Genomic DNA, 16015 nt, shown 5'->3' with positions numbered 1-16015 from the left:
ATACATTAATCTGAGCCACCATTGTCATGTGTGCCGTGTTGAAAAATTAAGATTTCATGAAACTATCGCTACCATTTTTGGATAAATTACCGTTATCCCGATTACAGTCTTTGCCTGCAGTAGGCGCACCAGTCATGGTATTGGCAACATTGGCAATGATTATCTTGCCGATGCCTCCAATGCTATTGGATATGGCATTTTCTTTTAATATCGCGCTATCGCTGGTGGTATTACTGGTTACGATTTATACCCGTCGCCCACTTGATTTTGCTGCATTTCCAACGGTGCTTTTAATTGCCACGTTATTGCGATTAGCCCTTAACGTTGCCTCGACCCGAGTTGTTTTACTCTATGGCCATGAAGGTCCTGATGCGGCTGGGCAAGTGATTGATGCCTTTGGCTCAGTTGTGATAGGCGGAAACTACGCGGTTGGTTTGGTCGTCTTTCTTATTTTGATGATCATTAACTTCATGGTTGTAACTAAAGGTGCAGGGCGTATCTCAGAAGTGAGCGCGCGTTTTACCTTGGATGCTTTACCCGGTAAACAGATGGCAATAGATGCCGACTTGAATGCAGGGCTAATCGATCAAGATCAAGCACGTACTCGCCGTTTCGAAGTAACAAAAGAAGCGGATTTTTACGGTTCTATGGATGGTGCGTCGAAATTTGTAAAAGGTGATGCCATTGCGGGTATATTGATTCTTTGCATCAATATTATTGGCGGATTGATCATTGGTATGGTGCAACATGACTTACCATTTAGTGATGCTATTCAAATATATAGCTTATTGACCATTGGTGATGGGTTGGTCGCTCAGATACCGTCACTGTTACTGTCGATTGGTGCGGCAATGATGGTAACCCGTCAAAATACTGACGAGGACATGGGGCAGCAGCTGTATTTTCAGTTGTTCAATAATCCTCAGTCGTTGGTTGTAACGGGCGGTATCTTATTTGTAATGGGTATTGTACCTGGTATGCCGCATATACCATTTTTGTTATTAGCGGCCATGATCGGTGGCTTCGCCTATTGGCGAATTAAGAAAGAAAAACGTGATGCGCTTATCGAAAAAGAAGCACCATCAACAGAGCTGGCGTTGAAACCCTCGCAGAAAGAGCTCTCATGGGATGATGTTCAACCGGTTGATATTGTTGGGCTTGAAGTGGGTTATCGTTTAATCCCTATGGTTGATAAAGAGCAAGGCGGAGAGTTACTTGATCGCGTGAAAGGGGTGCGTAAAAAACTATCACAAGATTTTGGATTTCTTATTCCTCCCGTACACATTCGCGATAATTTGGAGTTGCCACCGAATAGCTATCGTATCAGCTTGATGGGCGTAGCTTGTGGTGAAGCCAATATTCACCCCAATATGGAATTAGCGATTAATCCAGGGCAGGTGTTTGGTACGATTGATGGTGAGACAACCACTGATCCTGCTTTTGGGTTAGAAGCGGTATGGATAATGGAATCACAGCGCGAGCATGCGCAAGCATTAGGTTATACCGTTGTCGATTCCGCAACGGTATTAGCAACACATTTAAGTCAAATATTGACCAATAGTGCATCACAATTACTCGGACATGAAGAAGTACAGAACTTACTCGAGATGCTAGGTCAATCAACACCGAAGCTGGTTGACGGTTTTGTGCCGGATCAGTTGCCGTTAGGTGCGGTGGTTAAAGTGATGCAGAACTTACTGAACGAGGCAATTCCTGTCCGCGATATTCGAACAATTATTCAGACATTGTCGGAGTACTCATCAAAGAGTCAAGATCCTGACATTTTAACTGCGGCAGTTAGAATTGGTTTAAAACGTTTAATCGTACAAGAAATCAATGGTATAGAGATTGAATTGCCTGTAATTACATTGGTTCCAGAATTGGAACAAATTTTGCATAAAACAATGCAATCTGCTGGTGGTGAATCATCAGGTATTGAACCTGGTTTAGCTGAGCGACTTCAACGTTCATTGACTGAAGCAACGCAACAGCAAGAGTTGAAAGGGGAGCCTGCAGTATTACTGACATCTGGTGTCTTACGTTCAACACTTGCAAAGTTTGTTAAAAATACAATACCAAGCTTGCGCGTGCTGTCTTATCAAGAAGTGCCTGATGAGAAGCAAATACGTATCGTGAATGCAGTCGGTAATTAAACGCTATTTGTGAAGAGCCTTATTGGCTAATTACTTTGGTCTGTTAATTGGATTTGATGGAAATCTCGACTTCGGTTAAAGCGTGATTTGACGGGAATATAAGAGTGAAAATAAAACGATTTTTTGCCAAAGACATGCGAACAGCGCTCAGTGAAGTAAAAGAAGAGCTAGGTGCTGATGCGGTAATCATGTCCAATAAAAAAGTGACCGGCGGAGTCGAAATTGTTGCTGCCGTTGATACAGATATTGCGAATGAACCACCAAAAGCATCTCAAAACACACGTGATGCTTTGGCTAATCGTCTTGGTCAAGCAAAGCGAAAGCTGGCTGAAGACCAAGTACAGATAAAGCAATCAGCAGCAAGTCGTTTTGCCAGTGTATTGCAAAACTATACTGGCGATAAGCCAAAAGATAGTTCACCAGAACCTGACTCGTTATCGGCATTACTGAACCGCCAGTCCAAACAGCACGGTGAGTCTTCGGAACGTCATAGCTACGATCGCTCAAACAGCGATAATCGCGGTGGACGTTCGCCTTCGGCGTTACAGGCACATAATAAGCAGCCTCCTCAAAGGGAGTCTCATGCTCAAGGGCAGGGGAATTATCGGAATATGGGCGATGGACATCGTGCAGGCTCTGATCGTTTCAGTGGCGAGCATAGCGATAATCGTCAATCAGGATACTCTGCTCGAGGTATGAATTCTGCTCAACAATCGAAGGCTAATCCATTAGATTTTGGTGATTATCGTCGTCCGTACCCTGCGCGCAATGAAAAGCCGCAAAATGAACCGCGACAGCGCGAGCAAGCATCAGAGTTTGGCCGTGGACGTGATAGCCGAGCTGAATCCTCTTTTAGCCATAATAGCTCTCGTTTTAATCAGTCGCGTTTAGATCCGTCACGTTATGATGCGAAATCGCCACATTCAAACGATGAAATGGAGACGATGCGTTCAGAAATGTCATCGATCCGCAGTTTGCTTGAACACCAGTTATCTGGCTTGATGTGGCAAGAAGTCGAACGACGTGAACCTATGCGCGCAATGATGATAAAGCGATTAGAAAAAATGGGTTTATCATCAGAACTTGCCGACCAATTTGCGAGTTATATTCCAGAAGATGTACCCGCCCATGAAGCATGGCCAGCATTACTGGATTTATTAGCAGATCAAATTATTACGACCAGCGATTGTATTTTAGAAACCGGTGGTGTGGTCGCTTTATTAGGACCAACAGGCGTAGGTAAAACAACCACCATTGCCAAGCTTGCTGCCAGAGCGGCGATGGATTTCGGTGCAGATGAAATTGCACTGGTTACAACCGATACTTACCGTATTGGTGCACATGAACAATTGGCCACTTATGGACGAATTATGGGGTGTCCGGTAAGAGTTGCTAAAGATGCTGAAGAACTTGCCGATATACTTCATCAGTTAAGACATCGACGTTTAGTATTGCTTGATACTGCGGGCATGGGGCAACGAGATATTCGTTTATCAGAGCAGCTTGATACTTTAATGCAAAACAGTGGCGCACATATTCGCAGCTTCCTTGTTTTGCCTTCAACGGCTCAGCGTCGAGTATTACAAGAAACCATTGAACATTTCCGCCGGATACCGCTTTCAGGCTGTGTGCTGACAAAGCTGGATGAATCATTAAGTTTAGGAGAGGTAATGTGCGTGACAATACAAAATGCATTACCTATTGCTTACTTAGCAGATGGTCAGCGTGTTCCCGAAGACATTAAAGTTGCAACAGGTAACTACCTTGTCTCACGCGCTAATGAATTATTAGAACAAGAAATTAGTCAGCAATCTCATTTCTGGAGTAGTGATAGTTCAGAGAACAAGGCGGCGGATTATTATGATTGAGAACATGATGCACGATCAAGCAAGCGGCTTGCGCCGTATGACAAAATTATCATCAACGAAAGTGATTACGGTGACTGGCGGTAAAGGTGGCGTGGGTAAAACTAACGTGACGTTAAGCATGGCTATTTCAATGGCTCGCCAAGGTAAAAAAGTGATGGTGCTCGATGCCGATTTAGGGTTGGCAAACGTTGATGTGATGTTAGGTCTACGTTCTGGGCGAAACTTATCGCATGTACTTGCTGGGCAGTGTGACTTGCAAGATGTGATTCTTGAAGGTCCGTACGGTGTTAAAATTATTCCCGGTTCATCAGGCACACAAAAAATGGCGGAGCTATCTCCGGCACAACATGCAGGCTTGATTCGTGCCTTTGGTAACTTGCAAGATGACATTGATGTGTTACTTGTTGATACTGCCGCTGGTATTTCGGATATGGTGCTAAGTTTTGCTCGCGCAGCACAAGATGTCTTGGTGGTCGTATGTGACGAACCAACCTCGATTACTGACGCGTATGCACTCATCAAAGTATTAAGCCGTGAATACGATGTTCAGCGTTTTAAAATTGTAGCCAACATGGTGCGAAGCTACCGTGAAGGGCGTGATTTATTCACTAAGTTAACGCGAGTCACTGAGCGATTTTTAGATGCAAACCTTGAACTTGTTGCTTGTGTGCCTCTAGATGACCGCGTTCGCCAAGCGGTTAAACGGCAGAAGATTGTTGTTGATGCCTTCCCACGCTGTCCGGCAGCGTTAGCATTAACGTCATTATCGAACAAGGCGTTGACTTGGCCTGTTCCACACAATCCGGGTGGTCATTTAGAATTCTTTGTTGAAAGATTACTGGTGAAGCCAACTTCTTCAGAGGTGCCACGAGGTGAATAAAGCTCTTGCTTATGGGCAATATAAGGAAAGCCCGCAAGCATTTATCGAGCGCTATTCGTCGCTGGTTAAACGCATTGCGTATCACCTGATGGGAAGGCTTCCGTCTAGCGTACAAGTCGAAGACTTGATTCAATCAGGTATGATTGGTTTGCTAGAAGCACAGCAGAATTATGACCCAACCAAAGGGGCGAGTTTTGAAACCTTTGCGGGTATTCGTATTCGAGGAGCCATGTTGGATGATATTCGTCGTGGTGATTGGGTTCCTCGATCTGTGTATAAGAATAACCGACGCATAACCGAGGCCATGGCACAGCTTGAAAACAAGTTAGGTCGCGACCCTACAGATACAGAAATTGCCGAACATCTCGAAATGACGCTCGAGCAGTATCATCAAGCATTAAATGATGTTAATTGTGGGCGTCTTGTTGGCATGGACGATCTTGGCGTATCAGAAGATGCAGTGACAACCGAGACGTCACGAGAAGAAAATCTTCCCTTTCAGGGTGTTGTAGATGATAATTTCCGTCAATCTTTGGCAGATGCCATCAAAACGCTCCCTGAAAGAGAGGCTTTGGTTCTATCACTTTATTATGACGAAGAACTTAATCTTAAAGAGATTGGAGCCGTTGTTGGGGTGAGTGAATCCCGAATTTGCCAGATTCATAGTCAGGCTATGCAACGTTTGCGCTCTAAGCTAACCGCTTGGGCTGCTTAATACTGTTTAGTATTACTAAATAAAACCTAGATAAAAAACACTGTGACCTCAGTGGAGGCAACTTTGAACAAAAATATAAAAATCTTAATTGTTGATGACTTTTCGACAATGCGACGTATCGTTAAAAACTTATTACGTGATCTGGGTTTTAATAATACCCATGAAGCTGATGATGGCTTAACGGCATTACCAATGTTGAAAAAAGGCGATTTTGATTTTGTCGTTACAGATTGGAACATGCCAGGTATGCAAGGTATCGATTTACTTAAACACATCCGTGTTGATGAACAATTGAAGCACCTACCTGTTCTTATGATCACGGCAGAAGCAAAGCGCGAGCAAATCATAGAAGCGGCACAAGCTGGTGTGAATGGATACATTGTTAAACCATTTACTGCCGCAACGTTGAAAACGAAGCTGGATAAAGTTTTCGAGCGGATGCAGTAATAGCTGCTGATTGAGCGTAAAGGGCAAGGGTAATAATAATAATGATTTCACTCGAACAGGCACAACAACTTGTTAGCTTACTGGAAAGTGGCAAGCAGGCTGAAGCCAATTCACTGGTGCAGACTGTCGTTTCTGATTCACAGGAACCGATGTTTGCAGAGGTGGGTAAAATAACCCGGCAATTACATGATTCGCTCGCAAACTTTCGCCTTGATCCTCGTATTAATGATTTAGCTAAAACTGAAATACCTGACGCCCGCGATCGTCTTTCTTATGTGATTGATAAAACGGAAGCGGCAGCGAACAAAACGATGGATGCGGTCGAAAGTACTTTACCTATCGCAGATAAACTTCACGAGACATTGCTTCAAGTTCACCCCCAGTGGAAGCGCTTAATGGCTGGCAAAATTGAACTCTCAGAGTTCAAAATAATGTGCCACGACATTGATCATCTATTGGTGCAGGTTGAAGGTGATAGTTGTGAACTTCGCAATCAACTGACAGAAATAATGATGGCACAGGACTTTCAAGACCTTACCGGACAAATTATTCGTCGTGTGATTGAGTTAGTGCATGAAGTTGAAGACCGATTGGTTGATATTCTTAAAGCGTTTGGCATGGAACAAGACGATAGAGCAGAAACCCTCACGGTAGCGGCGCTGACCCCTGAAGGTCCAATTGTTAATGCAGAAGAGCGTGAAGATGTTATGTCTACGCAAGATGATGTTGACGATTTGCTATCAAGTCTTGGATTTTAGGGGAAAAATATGAGCTTTGATTTAGACGAAGATATCCTACAGGACTTTTTAATTGAAGCTGGGGAAATTTTAGAGTTGCTTTCGGAGCAGCTCGTTGAGCTAGAGCGTAATCCTGATGATTCAGATTTACTGAATGCTATTTTCCGTGGATTTCACACAGTAAAAGGCGGTGCTGGTTTTCTTTCTTTAGCTGAACTCGTAGATGCGTGCCACGGTGCGGAAAACGTGTTCGACTTATTGCGAACTGGTAAACGAAAGATAACACCTGAACTGATGGATGTTATTCTTGAAGCGTTAGATGCCATCAACATCATGTTTGGGCAAGTTCAAGAGAGTCAGCCATTAGACCCAGCAAAGCCGAGCCTACTTGAAGCGATGCACCGTTTCAGTAAGGCGCCAACTGCACAAGAACTGACTCAGCCTGCTGCTGAACCAGCTCCTGTTGCCGAAATACCCGTGTTATCACCTGTAACGCCACCAGTCTCTCAGAGTAATACATCTGCTATGGTTGGTGATTCAGTTGATGATATGACACAAGACGAATTTGATCGTTTGCTTGATGAACTTCACGGCCAAGGTATGAGCCCAACCGCTAGCCTAGATGTGCCAGAGTCAGCACCTGCTGCTGGTACTAGTGTGATTTCTCAAATTCAAGCAGAAAGCGGTGATATCACTGATGATGAATTTGAACGTTTACTGGATGAACTGCATGGTGTTGGGAACAGCCCTGTATTGAATCAAACTACGATGTCAGAATCGACGGCCAAGCCGATTCCCGTTGCAGCAGCTCCAATAGAGGTAGGTGCTAGCGATGATGATTTAATGTCAGATGATGAATTTGAACGTCTGTTAGATGAATTACATGGTAGTGGTAAAGGTCCGTCAGAAGAAGAATTAGAAGCTGCTACTAAATCTATTGAAACAATGATAGCTGAAAGTAATACGCCAGCTGTTACTCAACCATTACCTGTAATGCCTACTGCAACGGTAGTTGCTGATGCGGTGATTTCTCAGCCAGTTGCTGAACGTAAATCTCAGCAAGTTATACCTGAAAAAGTGAAGCCGAAAGCCCAAGCAGATTCAACGGTGCGTGTAGAAACCTCAACGCTTGATAACATTATGAATATGGTGGGTGAGCTTGTTTTGGTTAGAAACCGTTTAGTCAGTTTAGGGCTAAACAATAATGACGAAGACATGTCAAAAGCGGTAGCTAACCTTGATGTAGTCACGGCAGATCTACAAGGTGCGGTAATGAAAACCCGCATGCAACCAATCAAGAAAGTCTTTGGTCGATTCCCACGCGTCGTGCGAGATTTAGCACGTACCTTAAAGAAAGACATCGTGTTGGAAATGCGTGGTGAAGACACCGATCTTGATAAAAATTTGGTTGAAGCACTTGCGGATCCATTGGTTCACTTGGTGCGAAACTCTGTCGATCATGGTATCGAAATGCCAGATGTTCGTGCAAAAACAGGTAAGCCTCTTGTCGGTACTGTCTTACTATCAGCCTCTCAAGAAGGTGATCACATATTGCTGACCATTGAAGACGATGGTGGTGGTATGGATGCAGACAGATTACGTGCAATTGCAGTCGAACGTGGTGTGATGGATGCCGATTCAGCCTCTCGAATATCAGATAACGAAGCCTATAACCTGATCTTTGCACCGGGGTTCTCGACCAAAAAAGAGATTTCAGATATCTCGGGTCGTGGTGTGGGTATGGACGTTGTTAAAACAGCGATTAACCAATTAAATGGTTCAATTTATATTGATTCCGCCTTAGGAAAAGGCACCCGAATTGATATTAAAGTTCCATTGACTCTAGCCATACTTCCGACCTTGATGGTTGGCGTTTCTGAACAGCCTTTTGCATTGCCTTTAGCGAGTGTGAATGAGATCTTCCATTTAGATCTGCGTAAAACGAATAAAGTCGATGGGCAATTAACCATCATTGTGCGTGATAAAGCGATTCCACTGTTTTACCTCCAAGATTGGTTGTTGGGTAGTAGAGCTGCGGTGAAGAGCGATCGTGTACATGGCCATGTTGTTATTGTGCAGATTGGTCACCAGCGTGTAGGCTTTGTGGTCGATACGTTAATTGGTCAAGAAGAAGTCGTGATAAAGCCTCTTGATGATTTACTTCAAGGTACGCCTGGTATGGCAGGTGCAACCATTACAAGTGATGGTCATATTGCACTTATTCTTGATGTGCCCAATTTATTAAAGCATTACGCTGGCAACTAATTAATCTGATCACTCATTATTATAATGTTAGGGGCAAGGCAATGCCCCTAACCATTAAGATCAGGTAGATACGGGATTATAACTACATGACAGTTAAAGTTTTGGTGGTGGACGATTCCAGTTTTTTCCGTCGCCGAGTAAGTGAAATTATTAATGCAGATCCTCGTTTAGAGGTAATCGGCAATGCGGTTAATGGCAAAGAAGCTGTTGAATTAGTACAGAAACTGCAACCAGACGTTATTACCATGGACATTGAAATGCCTGTAATGGATGGCATTACAGCGGTTCGGGAAATAATGAAGGTACTGCCTACGCCTATTCTAATGTTTTCATCGCTAACCCAGGAAGGGGCAAAGGCGACACTGGATGCATTAGATGCGGGTGCTTTAGACTTCTTGCCTAAGAAATTTGAAGATATTGCACGCAATCGCGATGAAGCAATTAGTCTGTTGCAAAAGCGTGTCGGCGAGTTAGCACGTAAACGCATGTTTATGCGCCGCCCGCTAAGAACGACACCCGCTGTTGTGCCTGTTAGCCGACATTCAGCACCTGTCAATGCGGCTTTAACTACAGCAGCGCGAACAACAGCGGCTCGCGTAACGCCGACTTCGACGACTCGACAAACGATGCACTCTGCCGTAGCCGCGAAGCCAATGGCGCGCTTTAAAGCATCGGGTAAGAAATACCAATTGATGGCAATAGGTACGTCGACGGGAGGGCCTGTTGCATTGCAAAAAATATTAACGCAATTGCCTGCAAACTTTCCGTATCCAATCGTGTTAGTTCAACACATGCCCGCAACGTTTACTGCTGCATTTGCTGCTCGTTTGAATAATCTGAGCAAAATTAGTGTGAAAGAAGCAGAAGACGGCGATACATTGCGTGCTGGTGTTGCTTATTTAGCACCAGGTGGCAAGCAAATGATGCTTGAAGGTAGACCTGGTTCTGCCCGCCTTCGCATATTGGATGGTGGCGAACGTATGAACTATAAACCGTGTGTAGATGTGACATTTGGTTCTGCCGCTAAGGTTTATAACGATAAAGTATTGTCGATGATCCTTACTGGTATGGGGGCGGATGGGCGTGAAGGTGCGCGAATGTTAAAAACGCATGGTTCAACCGTTTGGGCACAAGATGAAGAAAGTTGTGTGGTTTACGGTATGCCGCAAGCTGTTGCAAAAGCCGGTATCTCAACGGAAGATTTACCATTAGAACGTTTTGCGGAACGTATTTTAGTGGAAGTTGGACGGTAAGGAGTCGGCTTTGAAAATCTGGAGCATAGCGAATCAAAAGGGTGGTGTCGGTAAAACGACCACGACAGTCACTCTTGCTGGTTTATTAAGTGAGCGGAAAAAACGTGTGTTATTAGTCGACACCGATCCGCATGCTTCGTTGACGACATATTTAAAGTTTGATTCAGACTCTGTGCCTGCAAGTCTTTTCGATTTATTTCAGCTGCCAGAGGTGACTCGAAGCGCAGTACAGCCTTTGATTCTAAATACAGCGTTTGAAAATATTGATATTATACCGGCTCATATGTCTCTGGCGACCTTAGATCGCGTAATGGGAAGCCGTGGTGGTATGGGGTTAGTGCTTAAAAAAGCCTTGAATAGCCTAATCGACAATTATGATTATGTCTTGATTGATTGCCCTCCGGTATTAGGGGTAATGATGGTGAATGCACTAGCGGCCAGTGATCGTATTTTGATCCCCGTTCAAACCGAATTTCTAGCCATGAAAGGGCTTGAACGTATGATGCGAACACTACAGATTATGCAAAAGTCACGTCCATCAGGTTTTAAGGTAAGCATTGTGCCCACGATGTACGACAAACGTACACGCGCCTCATTGCAGACATTACAAGAATTAAAAATGCGCTTTCCTGATCAAATATGGGCATCAGCAGTACCGATAGATACGAAGTTTCGTGATGCAAGTATGAAGCATATGCCACCGTCACTGTTTGCGCGTAATTGCCGTGGTGTTTTTGCGTATAAAACATTATTAAATTATTTAGAGCGGTTGGATCAAGATGAACGATAAAAGTCGTTTATCCAGTGAACAAGCGCTGGATGATTATTTTAATGATTTACTGGTAGAGCCTTCTGCTGTTGAAGATGACGTCATCTCTGATGAAACCAGTATTCCGTTTGATTTTGAGCAATTGGCTGAATCGAGAGGTAACGATACTAGTACTCAATTAGAGTCAGCATCTTCTGTTTTAGCTGAGCAACCTATTTTAGCCGATGTCGAACGCAGGTCGAAAAAAACACATCAAGGGCTAGACTGGACATCTGCATCAAAACCAGAGCCAGTGCACACAATAAGAGCACAACCTGCAAGTCTTAGTGAACAGGTATTACCTGAATCACCTCGTGCTTTTGAAACAGAGGCATCGTGTGACGAACATTTTGCTGAGTTGGGTAGTGTTCAGCGATTGTTAAGTCAAATGACATCGATATCGACAGACTCTGAGACTGAGGTTGAAATAGAAACAGAGTGTGCCAGTACCGCAGAGATCGACACAGAATCACTGACGGTGACACAACAAGATACGCAATGTGCTACCTCTGATGATATTGACATCGTCACAAGTGAATCAATATCTGAAAAAACTGATACAGATACAGATACAGATGTTGCTGTTCAAGTGGAAGCTGGAGGTGAGCAACCACCAGAGCAATGGCATCACTTAGATAAAGAACAAGATTTTCAAGCGTTATTTTTTGAAGTCTGTGGTGTTACCTTTGCGGTAGCATTGACTGAGCTTGGTGGTATCCACCAAATGATGGATTTAAACCATCTAATGGGGCGGCCAGCTTGGTATCTTGGCTTGCTTACCAGCAAAGATCAGCAATTCGATGTGGTTGATACTGCTCGCTGGGTGATGGCAGACAAACTGCAAAATGACGATTATAAAGATGATTTTAGTTATATCGTGATGTTAGGAGACAGTAAATGGGGTTTGGCTTGTGATAAGCTCCATGGAACTGAAGTACTGACTTCACAAAGTGTTCGGTGGAGGGAGATGGCGGGAAAACGCCCTTGGCTTGCCGGTATGGTTAAAGAAAAAATGTGTGCTCTAATTCATGTTAATGCTCTCATCTCGATGTTAAATGAGGGGTTAGATGTTAAAAGTATTGTATGAGCGTGAGACTAAAAGGAAACAGTATGTCGCAGGTTAGCGTAGCCGAGATCCAAAAAGAAGACGGCACCGATGAAGTTTTACAGTGGGTTACTTTCCAGTTGGAATCAGAAACCTATGGTATTAATGTAATGCAGGTACGTGAAGTATTACGTTATTCAGAAATTGCGCCTGTACCCGGTGCACCTGATTATGTGATAGGTATTATTAATTTACGTGGTAATGTTGTCACAGTGATCGACACGCGTTCTCGCTTTGGTTTAATGCCGGGTGAAATTTCTGATAATACCCGTATTGTAATTATTGAAGCTGACAAGCAAGTGATTGGTATTTTAGTCGATAGTGTAGCGGAAGTTGTTTATTTACGTAGTTCTGAAATTGATACTACGCCAAGTGTTGGTACAGAAGAGAGCTCGAAATTCATTCAAGGTGTAAGCAACCGCGATGGAGAGCTACTTATTCTCGTTGATCTGAATAAATTATTATCAGATGACGAATGGGATGAGATGGCTTACTTATAATGTTTAGCCAGATCATGCCTTGGTTACCCGTTGCGTTTTCGCTGATTACAATCATTTTTGCGATTGTTATGGTTCGCAGAGAACGCGCAGCTCGCCAAGCGTTAGAAATGAAATTTTCAGCGATTGAAGTTGTGCTAAAAAATGCCCGTCAACAGCAAGAAAGCTTTTCTAAACAATTTAACGAATTGCGCGCAGGTACGATGGGCATGAGCCAAAAGATGGCAGATATGGCACAGCAGCTTGAAGATCTTTCAGATCGACAAGGTGAGATGGCGATGCAAGATCCTGAAGGTAAGCTCTATAGCCGAGCCAGTAAAATGGTTGAGTTGGGTGCTGACGTTAATGAGCTCATGCAAGAGTGTGATTTACCTAAAGCGGAAGCAGAATTATTGCTTCGACTTCAGCAGAAAATAGCACCACCAAGGCGTAGATAATCGCATCTAATGGCTCATTGATAATGAACGTTAATGTGATATGAATAATTAAAACCTCTCCCTCTTGGGAGGGGTTTTTTCGTTTATAGCGAAAAAGTAAGTATCGAACTCAAGTAAGAAACAGATGAGTCGCTGAATTATTATTTTTAGGACTTTCTTGCTTTGTGTCCAAATAAATTGATTTTACGCTAATATTTTAATAGGACTTTATTATGGCGCTGAACGCTTTAGCGAATTTATAAATATAAAAAAGACGCATTAGTATCCAGTGGTGACTTCCTTAATTTGCAATTTTTGTAGGTAAGTGTAAAGAAATGTTTCTTGTCGGTTTTACATTTGAATTGGTGAAAGCTGTTGTTATTCAAATTACATATTGCAGTAACGTTAACCGATTGAGATTTGTCAAAAAAAACGTATAAGATTGCACTTTTTTAGGTTGTTGTTGTCTATCTTTATTGGCGTTTTTTACGATAAGGGATAGTTGTGATGTGAAAGATGCGTATCCACATCACATTTACTTAGGTTTATCCGAAATCTATGCAACGTAGCGTCTAACAAAAATGAAGGCCAATGTGGTAATATGCGGGATTAATTGTGTCACTTAGGATGCATCATTTCATATGCTGTCAGTAGAAAAACTAAGTTGTGTTCGCGATGAGCGTGTACTGTTTGATGATTTGAGTTTTACGATTTCTTCTGGAGAGCTAATCCAGATAGAAGGCCACAACGGTGCTGGTAAAACCACATTATTAAGAATTATTGCTGGTTTAGGGCGTGCTGATAGTGGGCAGGTATGCTGGAAAAGTGAAGGTATTGAGTCTGCTCGTGAAGATTATTATCAAGACTTGTTGTTTTTAGGACATCAAACAGGTGTGAAGCGAGAGCTGACAGCTTACGAAAATTTAGCATTCTTTCAAGCCATGCATAATGAAAGTATTGACCAAGACATGAGTGGAAATCCCCCCGTGCTTGGTGATAAAAGCTTATGGCAAGCGCTAGCACAAGTCGGTCTTGCTGGGCGTGAAGATGTACTTGCTGGACAATTATCTGCAGGGCAACAGCGGCGTGTTGCACTCGCAAGGTTATGGATTAGCAACCATAAATTATGGATTCTTGATGAACCTCTTACTGCCATTGATAAGCAAGGTGTAAAAGTGTTAGAAAGCCTGTTTCTCTCTCATGTGGAACGAGGGGGTATTGTTTTACTCACTACACACCAAGACATGTTTGCAGACAGCAACCATTTACGAAAAATCAAGCTAGGGCAGTAACAAGGATGATAAAAGCTATTACTCAAGTGGTGCGACGTGAATTACTCATCGCGTTTCGACGTCAAGCAGACGTTTTTAATCCACTGTGGTTCTTCATCATTGTGATTACGTTATTTCCGTTAAGCGTTGGTCCAGAGCCGAATTTATTAGCGCGTATTGCGCCTGGCATAGTATGGGTCGCTGCGTTACTGGCTGCATTGTTATCGCTAGAGCGTTTATTTCGTGATGATTTTGTCGACGGTTCGCTAGAGCAAATGTTGCTAATGCCTACACCTTTACCTGCATTAGCGTTAGCGAAAATGATCGCGCATTGGTTGTTAACGGGTGTGCCGTTGTTGATTATTAGCCCGCTGTTAGCGATTTTATTGTCGTTAGATTGGGTAACTTGGAAAGCGGTCGTACTGACATTACTTATCGGTACCCCTACATTGAGCTTTTTAGGTGCCATTGGTGTAGCACTAACAGTTGGTTTGAGAAAAGGTGGCGTTTTACTGAGCCTGCTTATCTTGCCGTTGTATATACCTGTGCTTATTTTTGCAACCTCAGCGATTGAAGCGGCAAGTTTAGGTATGGCATATAACGGGCAACTTGCGTTAATGGGAGCAATGCTGATTGGTTCGGCAACCTTATCACCTTTCGCTGTGGCGGCATCTTTACGTATAAGTGTGAATTAACGAATATTGAATTTATGAGGGAGAACCATTTATTGAGCAAAGACAATGAATGGTGAATCAGAAGTGTAAATAACCAAACAGAGGTATTTATCTTTTAATCCCTAACATGAAAGATGCATTTAGATTTGCAACGTACTTACAACTATAAACTGAATAGAGTGGACTTATGTGGAAGTGGTTACATCCCTACGCTAAAGCTGAAAATTGCTACCGCTTATGCGGCAAGCTATTACCATGGTTTTCTATTATTGCCTTTTCCTCCCTGATTGTAGGATCTATATGGGGGTTAATGTTCGCACCTACTGATTATCAGCAAGGTGATAGCTTCCGTATTATCTATTTGCATGTACCTGCCGCAATGTTGTCGATGGGGGCATATTTATCAATGGCCATTGCTGCATTTATTGGTCTGGTATGGCAAGTGAGAATGTCTGATATGGCTGCTGCTGCCATGGCTCCGATTGGCGCTGTTTTTACTTTTATAGCCTTACTAACCGGTGCTATCTGGGGTAAGCCTATGTGGGGAGCTTGGTGGGTATGGGATGCGCGTTTAACATCAGAACTCATTCTTCTTTTCTTATATCTTGGTGTTATTGCACTTTATAGTGCGTTTGATGATCAAAAAACTGCGGCAAAAGCGGCGGGTATTTTAGCGATTGTTGGTGTGATTAACCTACCGATTATTCACTACTCGGTTGAGTGGTGGAATACGCTGCATCAAGGTGCAACTATTAGCAAATTTGAAAAGCCATCAATGGATTCCAGCATGCTCTGGCCTTTACTGATCAATGTGATTGGTTTCGGATGTTTCTTTGGTGCAGTGACGTTAGTACGTCTCCGTAATGAAATAATTGCCCGTGAAAGTCATCGACCTTGGGTACGTAACTTAGTGAAGTGAGGCCAAG

Annotated in this window: 15 protein-coding genes; all 15 read left to right on the top strand. The window is 43.3% G+C overall.

Annotation, left to right across the window (positions count from 1 at the left end):
- The first annotated feature begins 56 nt into the window (after positions 1-56).
- The 15 genes from flhA (at position 57) to C9J47_RS09320 (ending at position 16008) form a co-directional block, all read left to right on the top strand.
- Entirely contained in the window at positions 57-2153 is a 2097-nt protein-coding gene (gene flhA / locus C9J47_RS09390; RefSeq protein ID WP_107253276.1) for a flagellar biosynthesis protein FlhA, read from the top strand.
- A 104-nt stretch (positions 2154-2257) separates the two neighbouring features.
- A complete protein-coding gene (gene flhF, locus C9J47_RS09385) occupies positions 2258-4021 on the top strand; it encodes a flagellar biosynthesis GTPase FlhF (RefSeq protein ID WP_107253275.1) in 1764 nt (587 codons plus the stop codon).
- Positions 4014-4901 carry a MinD/ParA family protein gene (locus C9J47_RS09380; protein ID WP_006230984.1) on the top strand — a complete coding sequence of 296 codons (888 nt, stop codon included), beginning with the start codon at positions 4014-4016 and terminating at the stop codon, positions 4899-4901. Before flhF ends, C9J47_RS09380 begins: the two co-directional genes overlap by 8 nt.
- Positions 4894-5616, top strand: coding sequence for an RNA polymerase sigma factor FliA (locus C9J47_RS09375; protein ID WP_107253274.1), 723 nt, complete (start codon positions 4894-4896; stop codon positions 5614-5616). The genes C9J47_RS09380 and C9J47_RS09375 overlap by 8 nt, the downstream gene beginning before the upstream one ends.
- A gap of 63 nt (positions 5617-5679) precedes the next feature.
- Positions 5680-6063, top strand: coding sequence for a chemotaxis response regulator CheY (cheY, locus tag C9J47_RS09370; protein ID WP_107253273.1), 384 nt, complete (start codon positions 5680-5682; stop codon positions 6061-6063).
- Between the two features lie 41 nt (positions 6064-6104).
- Entirely contained in the window at positions 6105-6821 is a 717-nt protein-coding gene (locus C9J47_RS09365; RefSeq protein ID WP_107253272.1) for a protein phosphatase CheZ, read from the top strand.
- Between the two features lie 9 nt (positions 6822-6830).
- The gene (locus C9J47_RS09360) at positions 6831-9065 is read left to right on the top strand and encodes a chemotaxis protein CheA (protein WP_107253271.1); all 2235 of its coding nucleotides are present in this window, start codon (positions 6831-6833) and stop codon (positions 9063-9065) included.
- Between the two features lie 86 nt (positions 9066-9151).
- On the top strand, positions 9152-10318 hold the full coding sequence (locus tag C9J47_RS09355; RefSeq protein ID WP_107253270.1) for a protein-glutamate methylesterase/protein-glutamine glutaminase: 1167 nt from the start codon (positions 9152-9154) through the stop codon (positions 10316-10318).
- A 10-nt stretch (positions 10319-10328) separates the two neighbouring features.
- Positions 10329-11108 (top strand): ParA family protein, encoded by a 780-nt coding sequence (locus C9J47_RS09350; protein WP_107253269.1) that lies wholly within the window; start codon positions 10329-10331, stop codon positions 11106-11108.
- Entirely contained in the window at positions 11098-12213 is a 1116-nt protein-coding gene (locus C9J47_RS09345; protein WP_107253268.1) for a chemotaxis protein CheW, read from the top strand. Before C9J47_RS09350 ends, C9J47_RS09345 begins: the two co-directional genes overlap by 11 nt.
- A gap of 23 nt (positions 12214-12236) precedes the next feature.
- Positions 12237-12731, top strand: a complete 495-nt coding sequence (locus tag C9J47_RS09340; RefSeq protein ID WP_107253267.1) for a chemotaxis protein CheW — start codon at positions 12237-12239, stop codon at positions 12729-12731.
- Positions 12731-13165: a DUF2802 domain-containing protein gene (locus C9J47_RS09335; protein WP_107253266.1), complete on the top strand. Its 435-nt coding sequence runs from the start codon at positions 12731-12733 to the stop codon at positions 13163-13165. The genes C9J47_RS09340 and C9J47_RS09335 overlap by 1 nt, the downstream gene beginning before the upstream one ends.
- Before the next feature lie 620 nt (positions 13166-13785).
- Positions 13786-14436, top strand: a complete 651-nt coding sequence (gene ccmA, locus C9J47_RS09330) for a cytochrome c biogenesis heme-transporting ATPase CcmA (RefSeq protein WP_107253265.1) — start codon at positions 13786-13788, stop codon at positions 14434-14436.
- A gap of 5 nt (positions 14437-14441) precedes the next feature.
- Positions 14442-15110, top strand: a complete 669-nt coding sequence (gene ccmB / locus C9J47_RS09325; RefSeq protein WP_107253264.1) for a heme exporter protein CcmB — start codon at positions 14442-14444, stop codon at positions 15108-15110.
- A 166-nt stretch (positions 15111-15276) separates the two neighbouring features.
- Positions 15277-16008: a heme ABC transporter permease gene (locus C9J47_RS09320; protein ID WP_107253263.1), complete on the top strand. Its 732-nt coding sequence runs from the start codon at positions 15277-15279 to the stop codon at positions 16006-16008.
- Positions 16009-16015 lie beyond the last annotated feature (7 nt).

It is taken from the genome of Photobacterium indicum (assembly GCF_003026215.1).
In the GTDB taxonomy this organism is placed as follows: domain Bacteria; phylum Pseudomonadota; class Gammaproteobacteria; order Enterobacterales; family Vibrionaceae; genus Photobacterium; species Photobacterium indicum.
The sequence above is the reverse complement of the archived record's forward strand: the minus strand, read 5'-3'. Positions and strand labels throughout refer to the sequence as shown.

Coding starts and splice junctions, on each gene's coding strand:
- C9J47_RS09320 (WP_107253263.1), top strand. CDS start 15,277: ATGTGGAAGTGGTTACATCCCTACGCTAAAGCTGAAAATTGCTACCGC.
- C9J47_RS09340 (WP_107253267.1), top strand. CDS start 12,237: ATGTCGCAGGTTAGCGTAGCCGAGATCCAAAAAGAAGACGGCACCGAT.
- flhA (WP_107253276.1), top strand. CDS start 57: ATGAAACTATCGCTACCATTTTTGGATAAATTACCGTTATCCCGATTA.
- C9J47_RS09345 (WP_107253268.1), top strand. CDS start 11,098: ATGAACGATAAAAGTCGTTTATCCAGTGAACAAGCGCTGGATGATTAT.
- C9J47_RS09355 (WP_107253270.1), top strand. CDS start 9,152: ATGACAGTTAAAGTTTTGGTGGTGGACGATTCCAGTTTTTTCCGTCGC.
- C9J47_RS09360 (WP_107253271.1), top strand. CDS start 6,831: ATGAGCTTTGATTTAGACGAAGATATCCTACAGGACTTTTTAATTGAA.
- C9J47_RS09380 (WP_006230984.1), top strand. CDS start 4,014: ATGATTGAGAACATGATGCACGATCAAGCAAGCGGCTTGCGCCGTATG.
- ccmA (WP_107253265.1), top strand. CDS start 13,786: ATGCTGTCAGTAGAAAAACTAAGTTGTGTTCGCGATGAGCGTGTACTG.
- C9J47_RS09335 (WP_107253266.1), top strand. CDS start 12,731: ATGTTTAGCCAGATCATGCCTTGGTTACCCGTTGCGTTTTCGCTGATT.
- ccmB (WP_107253264.1), top strand. CDS start 14,442: ATGATAAAAGCTATTACTCAAGTGGTGCGACGTGAATTACTCATCGCG.
- C9J47_RS09365 (WP_107253272.1), top strand. CDS start 6,105: ATGATTTCACTCGAACAGGCACAACAACTTGTTAGCTTACTGGAAAGT.